Origin of the sequence: Proteus sp. G3927, from assembly GCF_963894685.1 — a bacterium.
In the GTDB taxonomy this organism is placed as follows: domain Bacteria; phylum Pseudomonadota; class Gammaproteobacteria; order Enterobacterales; family Enterobacteriaceae; genus Proteus; species Proteus mirabilis.
Genome location: NZ_CAWQGX010000013.1, coordinates 151,844 through 166,879, shown reverse-complemented (window position 1 = coordinate 166,879; position 15,036 = coordinate 151,844). Strand labels below are relative to the sequence as shown.

9 protein-coding genes are annotated in these 15,036 nt (G+C 38.4%); 1 reads left to right on the top strand and 8 read right to left on the bottom strand.

Going from position 1 to position 15,036, the window contains the following annotated elements; all coding sequences use genetic code 11:
- The first annotated feature begins 42 nt into the window (after positions 1-42).
- Complete coding sequence (gene mltD / locus AACV00_RS05160) at positions 43-1,377, top strand: murein transglycosylase D (protein ID WP_004247297.1); 1,335 nt, start codon at positions 43-45, stop codon at positions 1,375-1,377.
- Positions 1,378-1,465: 88 nt separating this feature from the next.
- Here mltD and AACV00_RS05155 read toward each other — a convergent pair whose 3' ends face one another.
- The 8 genes from AACV00_RS05155 to dgt form a co-directional block, all read right to left on the bottom strand.
- On the bottom strand, positions 1,466-3,103 hold the full coding sequence (locus AACV00_RS05155) for an alpha-keto acid decarboxylase family protein (protein ID WP_004252481.1): 1,638 nt from the start codon (positions 3,101-3,103) through the stop codon (positions 1,466-1,468).
- A 184-nt stretch (positions 3,104-3,287) separates the two neighbouring features.
- Entirely contained in the window at positions 3,288-4,670 is a 1,383-nt protein-coding gene (locus tag AACV00_RS05150) for an SLC13 family permease (protein WP_004247295.1), read from the bottom strand.
- Positions 4,671-4,990: 320 nt separating this feature from the next.
- A complete protein-coding gene (gene eno / locus AACV00_RS05145) occupies positions 4,991-6,292 on the bottom strand; it encodes a phosphopyruvate hydratase (RefSeq protein WP_004244982.1) in 1,302 nt (433 codons plus the stop codon).
- 64 nt (positions 6,293-6,356) lie between these two features.
- Positions 6,357-7,994: a glutamine hydrolyzing CTP synthase gene (gene pyrG / locus AACV00_RS05140; protein ID WP_004244983.1), complete on the bottom strand. Its 1,638-nt coding sequence runs from the start codon at positions 7,992-7,994 to the stop codon at positions 6,357-6,359.
- 511 nt (positions 7,995-8,505) lie between these two features.
- Entirely contained in the window at positions 8,506-9,303 is a 798-nt protein-coding gene (mazG, locus tag AACV00_RS05135; protein ID WP_004244985.1) for a nucleoside triphosphate pyrophosphohydrolase, read from the bottom strand.
- 110 nt (positions 9,304-9,413) lie between these two features.
- A complete protein-coding gene (gene relA, locus AACV00_RS05130) occupies positions 9,414-11,654 on the bottom strand; it encodes a GTP diphosphokinase (RefSeq protein ID WP_004244986.1) in 2,241 nt (746 codons plus the stop codon).
- Between the two features lie 55 nt (positions 11,655-11,709).
- A complete protein-coding gene (gene rlmD / locus AACV00_RS05125) occupies positions 11,710-13,035 on the bottom strand; it encodes a 23S rRNA (uracil(1939)-C(5))-methyltransferase RlmD (protein ID WP_036919837.1) in 1,326 nt (441 codons plus the stop codon).
- A 387-nt stretch (positions 13,036-13,422) separates the two neighbouring features.
- A complete protein-coding gene (dgt, locus tag AACV00_RS05120) occupies positions 13,423-14,931 on the bottom strand; it encodes a dGTPase (protein ID WP_004244988.1) in 1,509 nt (502 codons plus the stop codon).
- Between the last annotated feature and the right edge of the window lie 105 nt (positions 14,932-15,036).

Genomic DNA, 15,036 nt, shown 5'->3' with positions numbered 1-15,036 from the left:
GTATTATTTAGGGCAAAAAACACACAGGACTAATTTTCGAACATGAAGACAAAAGTGATTTTGTTCTCTATATTGCTATTGGCGGGTTGCCAGCAATCTAAGAGCATAAAACCCGATTTGTCTGCGATAACACCCACATCTTTAGGGACTTCAACTTCTTACCAACCACAATATGATATAAAAACCAATTTGTGGGGTTATGTAGTAAGTGAATTAAAAATGGATATCCCTGACAATGAAAGGATTTCGCAGCAAGAAACTTATTTTTTAAATAATCCAAAACATATACAAACCGTTGCATTACGTGCAGAGCCTTATATGTATTGGATTATTGAGGAAATAGAAAAACGTAATCTACCGATGGAGCTTGCACTGGTTCCGGTGGTGGAAAGCGCGTTTAATCCTCATGTCACCTCTTCAGCTAAAGCGGCGGGCTTATGGCAATTTGTCCCTGTCACAGCTAATTATTATGGTCTAGCACAAAATCAATGGTATGACGGTCGCCGTGATGTTGTCGCTTCTACTAATGCAGCCTTAGATTTGCTTGAGCGCCTTTACATTATGTTTGATAGCGACTGGCCTTTAGCATTAGCCGCTTACAATGCGGGCGAAGGTCGTGTTATGCAAGCGATAAAAGCTAATGAGAGCAAAAACCTACCTACCGATTACTGGTCACTTTCATTACCCAAAGAGACCATGAATTATGTGCCTAAAATTCTCGCCTTAAGTAAAGTTATCCGTGACAATGAAGCCGATATCACTTTCCCGAAAAGTAACTATCGCGATAAATCATTAGCCGCAATTGATATTGGCGAACAGATAACATTAAGCAAAGTCGCTGAACTTAGCCAATTACCTATTACAACCGTAAAAGACTATAACCCAGGCTATAAGCGCGGGATCACCGCACCAAATGGCCCTCATGTTATTTTGCTTCCTCGTAATAAACTTGCGCAGTTCCAAAATGCGTTTGCTGACGAAGCGATTTTAAAGACCATCCGTTTAGCGGTCGCTAAAGCCAATCAGTCGATTAAACAAGAAGGTATTTATAAAGTCCGCTCCGGTGATTCTTTTTATGCTATTGCTCGACGTTATAATATGAGCGTAAAAGAGCTACAACGACTCAATGGATTAAGTGCAAAGAGCACCCTATTAGTTGGGCAAACATTAAAAATTCATAATGCAGGTAGTGTGAACAATCGTCCGACAGGCAAACCAACCGGCGCTTCACCAAGTTACTATAAAGTTCGTCAAGGTGACTCTTATTACAGTATTGCTCGTCGTCACAATATTAATCTTAAGCAATTAATGAGCTGGAATGCTGATATCAAGATGTTAAAACCGGGAACGCAATTAACGCTTTACTTAAAAAAATAGTTTTTAGCGCCTTGATAAACAATTAACGCCATCTAACTATCGAGCGGATAGTTAGATGGCTGTTTACTTTATAACATTTTAATACCCATCATTTATACTGATTAAGCAACGCAATAAATTCACTGATTGGCTCCGAATAGTCATGTTTATCCATATCAAGTTCAACAAGGCACAGTTTATCTTGATGCACTTTTAATAAAGGTAATACGGTTTCTAACGCTTCTAGACTATCCACTTTCACGCTATAAGCATCACAATTAAATAGCTCAGGTAACTGTGAGTAATTCCAGTTTTGGATATCATTAAAGGTATCTTTAGGCCCGTAAAAGATCTTTTCAAATGCGTAACCTTGATTATTAACAATAAAAATAACGGGATTGAGTTTTAAGCGTAATAAAGTAGAAAGCTCTTGTGCAGTCATCTGAAATGCACCATCACCAATAACAACAAAGGCACGTCCTTGGTTTTCTAATGCAAGAGTAACACCTAATGCGGCGGGTAAAGTATAACCAATGGATGCCCAAATATTACTGACCACTAATTGACTGTTACCAGAAAATATATGATTAACAGCACATAAAAAAGCATTGCCTGCTTCAGCAAGAATAACCGAATTATCATCAAGGACTTTATCTAACAGAAGAGGAATAGAATCTATTTTTATCAGTCCTTGCCAATCAGGCGGTACTATTTTTTGCGGTAGTAACGCTATGTTATGGGGATAAAGATAGTCAAGGGCTAATAAGGCGTTAGGCATATCGAGTAAAGAAACGCCATAAATCTTCTCTTCCTCTATTAAGCTATAAGTATCATAAAATTGATAGCAATTTTGTGTGGGAACGTCGAAGGTAAATCCCGCTGTATTAACTTCATCCCAACTCACCCCAAGACTAATAATTAAATCAGAATTTATAATATAATCTAAACCTTGTGGATTAGATAATTCACCAAATAATATTCCACCATACTGTTGACGCCCTTCATCAACAACCCCTTTACTTCCCCATACAGTAAAAAACGGCAGATTAGTTTTTTCTAATAAATTCTCAACTTGTTTTCTTAATTGGTAACGTGATACTTGTTCGCCAATAATAATACATGGTGATTTTGATTGCTTAATTTTATTTTCAAGAAGAGTAATAACTTTATTTAAATCGTCGGGATTACTTTGAGGTAATGTTAATTGTAATGGTAACTTTGGTTTATTAACTTTCATCACGCCGACATCCTCTGGTATTAATAAATAAACCGGATATCGATAACGCCACAATGTTTCTAATACTCTATCAATTTCTTCCGTCGCATTGTGATATGTTAATACAGCCGTTGTTTTTGAAATATGACGATACATTTTTTCAAAGGCATCAAACCTACCCGTCGCTAAACAATGATGTAATGTTTTTCCTTTCTCTTGCTTTGACTGAGAAGGCGCACCAACAATATGAATAATGGGAACCTGCTCTGCAAATGCGCCAGCAACACCATTTATCGCACTTAACTCCCCCACTCCATAGGTTGTACACAGAGCAGAAAAACCTTTGATCCGTGCGTATCCTTCACAAGCATATGATGCATTTAATTCATTACATGCGCCTACCCATTGAATATCTTTATCATTATCAACAACACCAATAAAAGGTAAATTATAATCGCCGGGAACACCAAAAATAGTTTTAATTTCTAACTCTTTTAATCTTACTAATAAATAATCTAAAACTGTAATCATAACCTGTACCTACTATTTTTATTAGAATAAAGAATGAAATTAAAGTATAGGTACAATTTGTTTTTTTTCTAATTTGATAAAATTAAAAAAATTATAATAATTAAAATAAAAAAACTAATTTAATTAAAATAAAAAAGGTACCTATTTTTATAGATACCTTTTATTTATTAATTAGTAATTGTAATTATAACCAGAAGAACCAAGCAAAGAGAGAGATAACTAAGATACACACAAGGTTAAGTACCCCACCTACACGTACCATCTCTGTCTGTTTAATATATCCGGAGCCAAATACAATAGCATTGGGTGGCGTTGCCACTGGTAACATAAAGGCACATGATGCACCGATACCAATAATCATCGTTAACGCCATAACAGGCATACCTAAAGCTTGTGCCACCGTTGCAAAGATAGGAACAAGTAACGCAGCGCTGGCGGTATTACTGGTGAATTCAGTTAAAACAATAATAAAGGTTGTTACGGCAAGAATAATGACAAACCAATGGCTGTTACCAAAAGTATCTTTCATAAAATCAGCCATAACCAAACTTGCACCAGAAGATTGTAAAATTGCGCTCAGTGTTAAACCACCACCAAACAGCATTAATACGCCCCACTCTGTATTTTCCTGAATTTGGCTCCAACTTGCGACACCCGTCACTCCGATGACAATAGCGGCACTGACTGCAATGACGGTATCTAAATCTTTCACACCACCGAAAGCGCTACTGATAAAGGAGCTAAAGATCCAGCAAAATACCGTTACTAAGAAGATAATCATGGTAATAACACGTTTGTTATTCCACTCTAACACTTCTAATTTCAGATCAAACTTATGTTTTAGGTTAGGACGTAGCATCAGATACATCACAATAAACATGATAGGCAATAGCACTAACATGATTGGAACACCGTACTTCATCCAAGTAATAAAATCTAAATTTAGTTGAGCAGCAGCAATTGCATTTGGCGGGCTACCCACCAACGTACCTAAACCACCGATACTGGCACTATAAGCAACACCTAATAGTACGAAGACGAAAGTATTACGTTCTGAACGAATATCTAAGTTAGATAAAATCCCTAACACTAACGGTAACATCATTGCCGCAGTTGCCGTGTTACTGATCCACATTGAGAGTAATGCCGTTACCCCAAAAAGTAACAAGACAGCAATGGAGAGCTTGCCTTTAGCAATCATCAATAAGCGGTTAGCGATTAAGCGATCTAATCCTTGAATATGAAGCGCTGTTGCTAATGCAAATCCTCCGAAGAATAAGAAAATAATCGGATTAGCAAAAGATTTTAGCGATTCATTGGTGTTCATTAACCCGAGCACTACCGCAAGGATTGGAATAAACAACGCTGTAATAGTTACGTGAATAGCTTCTGTCAGCCATAACACACCCACAAACACCATTAACGCTAAACCTGCATTAGCTTTTGGATCGTAGGGTAAAAATTCTAGCAATAACAGCAGTAGTACAACGTCGATTGCTAAAATAATTAACCCTCGTTTGTTTATCGGGCTTGATTTCGCCGATGGGGCTAAATTGGACGCATCCATGATAATACTCCACATTAGCTGACGTGAACATTAAGTTCACTAAGCCATAATTGTTAACGAAATAGGTTATATGTGAAATATAAAAACATTTCACTCCATTGAAAATGTGCAAAAGTTATAATTGGGATCTGATCCACGAGAATTAACCGATTTATTAATAAAAGAGTAAAAATTGAACACTATTTTCTCTTACGCATCACACTTTTTATTCCATTGTTCTAGTATAAATATCCTACTTTCCCTATCTAGCGCCAAAAAAAATGGGTGAACAATACATTCACCCATTTAAAATTAATAAATCTTTCTAATCGAAATTACGATTATGCTTGGCCTTTAACTTCTTTCAGACCATTGAAAGGTGCTTTGCTACCTAATGCTTCTTCGATACGGATCAGCTGGTTATATTTAGCAACACGGTCAGAACGGCTCATAGAACCTGTTTTGATTTGGCCTGCTGCTGTACCTACTGCTAAATCAGCGATAGTTGCATCTTCTGTTTCACCAGAGCGGTGAGAGATGATAGCAGTATAACCTGCGTCTTTCGCCATTTTGATAGCAGCTAACGTTTCTGTCAGTGAACCGATTTGGTTGAATTTGATCAGGATAGAGTTAGCAATACCTTTATCGATACCTTCTTTTAGGATCTTAGTATTAGTTACAAACAGGTCGTCACCAACCAGTTGGATTTTGTCACCAAGTACTTTAGTTTGGTATGCGAAACCATCCCAGTCAGATTCGTTTAAGCCATCTTCGATAGAAACGATTGGATACTGTTTAGTCAGCTCTTCTAAGTAATGAGTGAATTCTTGTGAAGTGAAAGTTTTACCTTCGCCTTTCAGTTCGTAGTTACCAGTCTCATTGTTATAGAATTCAGATGCAGCACAGTCCATAGCCAGAGTTACATCTTTACCTAAAACATAACCCGCAGCTTCTACTGCTTCTTTGATAGCCGCTAATGCAGCCGCATTAGATTCTAAGTTTGGCGCATAACCACCTTCATCACCCACCGCAGTGTTCATGCCTTTTGCTTTCAGCACTTTTGCTAAGTGATGGAAGATTTCAGAACCCATACGAACCGCTTCTTTCAGAGTAGGCGCGCCAACAGGTTGGATCATAAACTCTTGGATATCAACGTTGTTATCAGCATGCTCACCACCATTGATGATATTCATCATTGGTAAAGGCATTGAGTATTGACCGTGAGTACCGTTCAGATCAGAAATATGCTCATACAAAGGCATACCTTTCGCTGCAGCAGCTGCTTTTGCGTTTGCTAAAGAAACAGCTAGGATTGCGTTTGCACCAAAGTTTGATTTGTTTTCAGTACCATCTAAATCGATCATGATTTTATCGATATTAGCTTGGTCTTTAGCATCTTGACCCAAAAGAGCTTTAGCGATTGGTCCATTAACAGCTTCAACCGCTTTCAGAACACCTTTACCTAAGAAACGTGACTTATCGCCATCACGTAATTCTAAAGCTTCACGAGAACCTGTTGATGCGCCTGATGGAGCCGCCGCCATACCAACAAAACCACCTTCTAAGTGAACTTCAGCTTCAACTGTTGGGTTGCCACGAGAATCGATAATTTCACGACCAAGTACTTTAACGATTTTGGACATACGGTTTTCCTCTGTACAAGTTAAATTTCCGAGAAGAGAGATACGCGCTCTCTTCTCACATATCCTATTTTAGCAAGCCTTTTTGGTAGTCAAAGGCTGCTTTCACAAAGCCAGCAAATAACGGATGGCCGTCACGTGGCGTTGAGGTAAACTCAGGGTGGAATTGACAAGCAACAAACCAAGGATGATTTGGATTTTCAATAATTTCCACCAGCTTGTTATCAACTGAACGACCTGCAATACGTAAACCCGCATCTTCGATACGTTTTAACAGTAGATTATTCACTTCATAACGATGACGATGACGCTCTGTAATGGTATTTTTACCATACAGAGTACGCACTAAACTATCGCCACTTAAATGACAAGGTTGTGCACCAAGGCGCATTGTTCCACCTAAGTCACTATTTTCTGTACGCACTTCAAGATTGCCATTCTCATCACGCCATTCAGTAATAAGCGCAATAACTGGGTATTTACAATCAGGTGCAAACTCTGTGGAGTTAGCATCTTCCATATTGGCAACATTGCGTGCAAATTCAATCATAGCCACCTGCATACCTAAACAGATGCCTAAATAAGGGATTTTATTTTCACGTGCATATCGAGCTGCCATAATTTTGCCCTCAACACCACGTTCACCAAAACCACCTGGAACTAAGATTGCGTCTAACCCTTTTAGGATTTCTACACCACGAGTTTCCACATCTTGAGAATCAATTAATTTGATATTTACCGCAACACGGCTTTTGAAACCACCATGTTTTAATGCTTCAATAACTGATTTATAGGCATCTGGTAATTCAACATATTTACCAACCATACCAATGGTAACTTCGCCTTCAGGGTTGGCTTCTTCGTAGATAACCTGTTCCCATTCAGACAGATTTGCCACTGGGCAATCTAAGCTGAATCGTTTACAGATATAATCATCTAATCCTTGCGATTTCAAGAGTGCAGGGATTTTATAAATGGAATCGACATCTTTTAATGAGATAACCGCTTTCTCGGGAACATTACAAAACAGTGCAATTTTGGCGCGTTCATTAGCTGGAATAACGCGATCTGAGCGACAAATTAATGCATCTGGTTGAATACCAATCGAGAGTAACTCTTTTACAGAGTGTTGCGTTGGTTTGGTTTTTACTTCACCCGAAGCCGCTAAATAAGGCACTAATGTTAAGTGCAGATAGAAAGTATGCTCACGCCCTACTTCTGCCGCCATTTGACGGATAGCTTCTAAGAAAGGAAGTGATTCGATATCACCGACAGTACCACCAACTTCAACTAACACGACATCATGACCTTCACCGCCACGGATGATGCGTTCTTTGATTTCATTAGTGATATGAGGAATAACTTGGATAGTAGCACCAAGATAGTCACCACGACGCTCTTTGCGTAGCACTTCTGAGTATACACGGCCGGTCGTAAAGTTATTACGACGCGTCATTTTCGTGCGAATAAAGCGCTCGTAATGGCCTAAGTCAAGATCAGTTTCAGCTCCATCGTCAGTGACGAAGACTTCTCCGTGTTGAATTGGGCTCATTGTACCTGGATCGACGTTAATATACGGATCTAACTTCATCATGGTGACATTGAGTCCACGGGCTTCTAGTATAGCCGCTAAAGAGGCTGCGGCAATGCCTTTACCCAGAGAGGATACGACCCCGCCGGTCACAAAAATATAATTCGTTTTCATGCTGAACCTGAAAGTTTAGGTGTATTTGGATGATGGATATAACTGGACGGGAACACAGTATACCCGAACCTTATTTTCGCTACAAACATTCTTAGTTGTATAAAGTTCTTTTTCATCACATTACTTATCCGTTTAAACACGAAAAAACAGTAAAAATTCAATCAACTAAACCCGTGAAAATATTTCTCAAGCATTTTAGCTTAATCCTTTCAGCTAAGATATCACTTTTAGAGAATAGATGCTTTATTTTTTTCACGATATAAAGTGTAGCAGGTTTCGTGACATATCTTTTGCTTATGATCATGCTTTTAATTTTTTTGAGGTTAATCACACTTTTTAGCAAATCAAATGCAACAACGATATTTAAAGCCACCTAAAATAAAAAAAGCGAAATTACCTTTTATAATTTCGCCTTTTATAATTTTTTATAAAAAGTGAGCAAAAACAATGAGATTCTATCTATTGTTTTTCGCACTTAATGTCACAAAAACAAATAATGATGAGTCATTCTTCACTCAATTTCTTTTTCCTTCGCTTTTTGCCAACTGATCTCCATCTCTTCTAATGAAGCATTTTCTATGTTTATACCCTGCTCTGTGAGCATTTTTTCAACAAACCTAAACCGTTGCTCAAATTTACGACAAGCTCGATTAAGTGCCTGCTCTGGCTTTTGTTTTAAATGGCGCGATAAATTAACCACAGAAAAAAGCAAATCCCCCAACTCATCCTCAATACGTTGATCATCTCTAGGGGCTTTTTTCACTTCTGCCATCACTTCATCTATTTCTTCATACACTTTATCTAATACAGGAGAAAGCTCGTGCCAATCAAAGCCAACGGAGGCACAGCGCTTTTGTATTTTCTCTGCTTTCATCAGTGCCGGTAAAGTAGCAGGAATATCATCAAGTAATGAATATTGTGCTTTCGCTTCACGCTCTTGAGCCTTGATTTTTTCCCAACGATGCTTTTCAGTCGCTAAATTATTTTCATTTTCTGTAGCAAAAATATGTGGATGACGACGTTCTAATTTATTGCTGATAGCTTCGCAGACATCATTAAAATCAAATAATTGCTGTTCTTGCGCCATTCTGGCATAAAAAACGACCTGATAGAGTAAGTCCCCTAACTCCTCTTTAAGTGCGCTAAAATCTTTGCGGGCAATAGCATCCAGTACTTCATAGGTTTCTTCTAATGTATAGGGGGCTATGGTGTCAAAGGTTTGTACCCTATCCCACTCACAGCCTGTTTGAGGATCACGTAATTGCGCCATAATGGCTAATAAACGTAAAATTTCACGGTTTTCTGACATTATCTGGCCTTGTATATAAAAGTGATCGTTATGTCGAGTTAACAAAATTTCGTAAAAAAATGCCAAGACACATTGTGCTTGGCATTTTATCCGTTAAGGTGACCAATGTCTTAATGAGAAAAGCGTTTGGCTTCTATGACATCAGGTAATTGATTGAGTTTCGCTAAAATACGCCCTAATACTTGGAGATTATAAATCTCAATATTCATATCAATGGTCGCTATTTGTTGCTTCACATCACTGCGGCTACTAACTCCCAGCACATTCACTTTTTCATTAGCTAAAATAGTGGTGATATCGCGTAATAAACCACTGCGATCATTAGCCACAACCCGCACCACTAATGAATAACCACTTGAGTAATTCTCACCCCACACCGCATCGACAATACGCTCTGGTGCGTGAGAAAGTAACTCAGCTAATTGATCACAATCTGCACGGTGAATTGAAATACCACGTCCTTTGGTAATAAATCCAACGATATTATCGCCAGGAATAGGTTGGCAACAACGTGCGATATGATGCATTAAGTTCCCGACACCCTCGACCACAATACTGCCACCACCTGACGTGGTTGTTTTTGGTGTAGCCGTTTTATTTTCTAATGAGCGTAACGCCTCTTTGTCTTCATCTTCCGCTGTGGCTTTATTCAGCTTACTTTGTAAGAAATTGACTAATTGATTGATACGGATATCACCAACGCCTATACCTGCCAGCACTTCATCAAGACTATGGACGTTATAACGAGCAATCAGCAGTTTTTCTGCTTCTTTCATATTGATATCAAGCGGCGCTAATTCATTATCTAAGATTTGGCGGCCTGCAATAATATTTTTATCGCGATCTTGTTTACGGAACCAATTGTGGATCTTCGCTCTTCCACGACTGGTTGTCACATAACCAAGATTAGGGTTTAGCCAGTCTCGGCTTGGATTAGGGTGTTTTTGAGTAATAATTTCAATTTGATCGCCCATTTGTAGCTGATAGCTAAATGGAACGATGCGCCCGCCGATTTTAGCACCAATACAGCGATGACCAACATCACTATGAATATGATAAGCAAAATCTAATGGTGTCGAGCCTGCAGGTAAATCAATCACATCCCCTTTTGGCGTAAAGACATAGACGCGATCATCAAATACTTGACTACGTACTTCATCTAGCATTTCACCAGAATCAGCCATCTCTTCTTGCCATGCAATTAATTTTCGTAACCACGCAATACGATTTTCATAACTTCCTGTCCCGCCTTTGGTTGTTGCACCAGTAGCACCTTCTTTATATTTCCAATGCGCTGCAACACCTAATTCAGCATCTTCATGCATCTGACGAGTACGTATTTGGATCTCAACGGTTTTACCTTCAGGGCCAAGTACTACCGTATGAATAGATTGGTAACCATTTGGTTTTGGATTGGCAACATAATCATCAAATTCATCGGGTAAATGACGAAAATGAGTATGTACAATACCTAAAGCGGCATAACAATCTTGTAGGCGTTCGACAACAATACGTACCGCACGAACATCAAATAGCTCATCAAAGGCGAGATTTTTTTTCTTCATTTTTCGCCAAATACTATAGATGTGCTTGGGACGTCCGTAGATATCGACTTCAATATTCTCTTGCTGCATATAACCACGCACCGTACTGACGAAATTATCAATATACTGTTCGCGATCAATACGGCGTTCATGCAGTAAATTTGCAATTTGCTTATATTCATCAGGATGAAGATAACGGAAACAGAAATCTTCAAGCTCCCATTTTAATTGTCCAATCCCCAATCGATTGGCTAATGGTGCATAGATATTAAAACACTCTTTTGCCGCTAAGACTCGTTCATCCTCAGTGGCATCTTTCACTTCACGTAAATGGGCAATCCGCTCTGCGAGTTTAATAACTACACAACGAAAATCTTCTACCATAGACAATAACATACGGCGTACATTATCGACTTGTACTGAGCTAGTTTCGTTGGTATGTGTCGCTTTAAGCTGGCGAATAGCATCCATCTCCATTACGCCACGCACTAAATTCCATATCGCCTCACCAAAATGTTCAGTGATAACTTCCTGGTTAATAAGATCTTCTTCAGCAAGTGGGAAGAGAAGTGCTGCCCTCATGCTATCTTTATCCATACTGAGTGTCGAAAGAAGTTCAACCATCTCAACACCGCGCCATAGCAACAGTTGCGCATCTTCACGGCCCAGAACAGTACGATGACAGTATTCCCAGGTTTGCATGATTTCACTCCCCGCATTCGCATGAGTTAAATTCAAGCTATTAACCCATTTATCAACGGCAAACTCCCCTGCAGGTGTTAAGTGAGCACTTCTAACTGCAACCATATTCTCTCCCTACTCGATATAAATCTTATCTGCGACTTATTGAGTGGCTATCTGTTTATTTGCGAATAAACAATGCCATTGATTCCAGATGCCCTGTTTGTGGAAACATATCCAACATTCTTAACTGGGTTAGCTGATATCCGGAATCTAATAATATCTTACTATCTCTGGCTAACGTGGTCGGATTACAGGAAACATACACAATTTTTTCTGCGGATAACGTCACAATATGTGACATCACTTGTGCAGCTCCCGCTCTTGCGGGATCTAGCAGAACTTTATTAAATCCTTCCTGTGCCCAAGGCATAGCAGAAAAATCGGCGGATAAATCAGCATGCCAAAACTGAACATTATCTAATTGATTAAGTTCAGCATTTTTTTTCGCCATTGCCACCAGTGCAGGAACACCTTCGACACCAACGACTTTATCAACACGCTTTGCCATAGGTAATGTGAAGTTACCCATGCCACAAAACAAGTCTAGTACGCGATCGTTTGGCGATAAATCGAGCCATGCTATCGCTTGAGCAACCATCTTATGATTTATTTCATCATTAACTTGAATAAAATCCGTTGGTGCAAAGTGTAATTTTAGACCCTCTATCTGATAGAAGGGTTCCTTCTCAATCGTTGTTAATTGTGCGATCTCACCATTATCACCCGCCAGATATATCATCACTTGAGCGTGATGAGAAAAATCATCTAACAATTGCTTATCACTCTCAGATAGCGGTGATAAATGACGCAAAATCACTAATGGCCCATTATCTGCTAACACTAATTCCACATGACCTAAATCACGCACGACAGAGAGTTGCTTTAAACACTGCCACAGTGGCAATAACAGTGCATTAAGTTGTGGTTTTAATACTGGGCATTGGGTGACCATCACTAAGTCATTAGAAAGTGCTTGGCGAAATCCCATTACCAAACCCTTTTTAGGGTGATAACGTAACCCTAATCTTGCTCGGCGCCGATAGCCATACTCCGCACCGGCAATAACAGGCTGTGCTGAAATGACCACATTAGTTTCACGTTTAATAAGATGTGATAAAACCTCAGCTTTAGTGGTACGTTGCCAATCAATAGGCACATGTTGTTGCTGGCACCCACCACAATGTTGATAGTACTGACAGGGTGGTGTCACTCTTTCTGGGTTTGTGGTTAATCGTGTGATCACTTCTCCCTTGGCAAACTGGCGTTTTTCTTCGGTCAAACGAATGCGTGCAGTTTCTTGTGGAAGTAATCCTTTAACAAAAATGGTTTTGCCCTCAGCATGAGCAATACCTTGACCGTTAGCATCCAATGCATTAGCGGTTACCGCCAAGTTTTTTACCTGTTTTTTAGCAGGACGTTTTTTAGGGGAATAAAACTGCACCATAGTATTAAATTTTATGAATCTATTGCGGATTAACTCTAAAACAGCCTAGTTTGACATTTTCACTCCGCAAACAGAATTAAGTGTTTACTAGACCATTTAGAATAAGATATGAGGAGAGTATACCATCGAACAAGTTATTTACTTAACTGATATAAGCAATATTTTTATGAAATCGAAAAATATTTTTATGCTAACAAGTAGAAGTACTCTTTTATATAGATTTAATATTATTCTATAACTAAAAACTATTATATATAACGTTTACATTGAATATATTTACAATTAATAACAAATATTTTCTGTTATTTTAATAACGCGTAACTATCTCTAAGAAAAATCTAAAAATTATCATTAATCAATATGATAGATATTTCAATCGATTACACATTAATCACATACCATTAATTTTCTATATTCTTCATATGCATAATGGTCGGTCATACCACTGATATAATCTTGTATCAATCTTGTACGATAATAAAACTCTAAGGTTTTTCCCTCTTCACTATTAATATCGTAAATTTTTTCTAATGCTTCATTATAAGCAAGCTTATGTTTAATCGAAAGCTTATGATATAAACGCGTCTCAATAACATAATGAGGATGTTCATTATATTTATGTAGTCTTAGAAAATCATCGGTCGATAATAAAAGCAATGGCTTATAAATATCCAATAACCCACTGATCACTCGATAGCCCTTCATTTCAAGCTCTTCAACTTCGGGGTGACTAAATACCCACTTTTGCGCCACTCGTTTTAACGTTGCCAATAAACGATGTTCAGCACTCTTTCCTTCCAGTAAAGCGTGGTTAAAGCTGCCCTCATAAACTTGAGGTAAGTTCTTGATAAAGCGATAGGCGGTGTAAGGTACTAGTTTTCCGGTAATATAGACGCGCAAATACATAAAAAATTGATCTTGCATGCTACGCTTAGCTTCATTTTGATCAACTTTCTTAAAAGCTCGATTAACAGTGATATCAAACAGATCACCTTCTGTTACCGCACCACTTTCACTCCATGCATTTTTTAATAACTGCACTAAACGATTGATATCAAAAATACCTTTTTCTACCGCATCATCTAAATCAGCAATACAATAAGAAATATCATCTGCCGCTTCCATAATATAAGTCAGAGGGAAACGACAAAAATCTTTCATTGCAAGTTTCTCTTGTACTTCCTTAACAAATTCAGCTTCAGACCAGTAATAACCTGGTTTTTTCATTAAATAGCTAAATTCTTTCGGCGTAGCACCTTGCCAATAAGCTGGGCGTGTATATTTTAAAACACAGCCAATTTGCGCATAGGTTAAATTGAGTTTTAACAAGTGATGCGCCATGCGAATTGCCTGAGCATTGCCTTCGAAATGGCATAAGTCTTGACGCAAAGTCTGTTTTAATTCATTTAAGTGTCGGTCTGCTGAATAGCGAATAGGTAAAAAAGGACAATTATCAAATTCTATGGAAGCATCAGGTGCTAACACCTTACGAAACCAATGTTTAATTGCAGCTTCACCAAAATGACCAAAAGGAGGATTGCCAATATCGTGCATTAAACACGCCATTTCAATTAAACTTTCAACGCTATCAATCCGTTCATTTAAGCCATATTCTTCTAATTTATTATGCTTTTTTAGTTCGCCGATTATTTGCTTAGCGATATAACGGCCTATTTGTTGTACTTCCAGCGAATGGGTTAATCGACTTCGTACCGCCGAATTTTGCTCTAATGGAAATACCTGTGTTTTTTGTTGTAACCGACGGATCGCCGCTGAATTAATAATACGCCCACGATCGCTTTCAAATTGGCGCGAGATCTGCATTTCATCATCAATATCGATATCACTGCTGTTATATTTGCGTTGATAATTTAACTTCAGTTTAAAATCGATCATTTCTATCCTCTTTCTGGTATCGATGAAACGAATTCGCTGCGTTATATCGTGTTTTTGCGATAAATGATAAACTCTTGGTTAACGCTATATATTATTAACCTACAA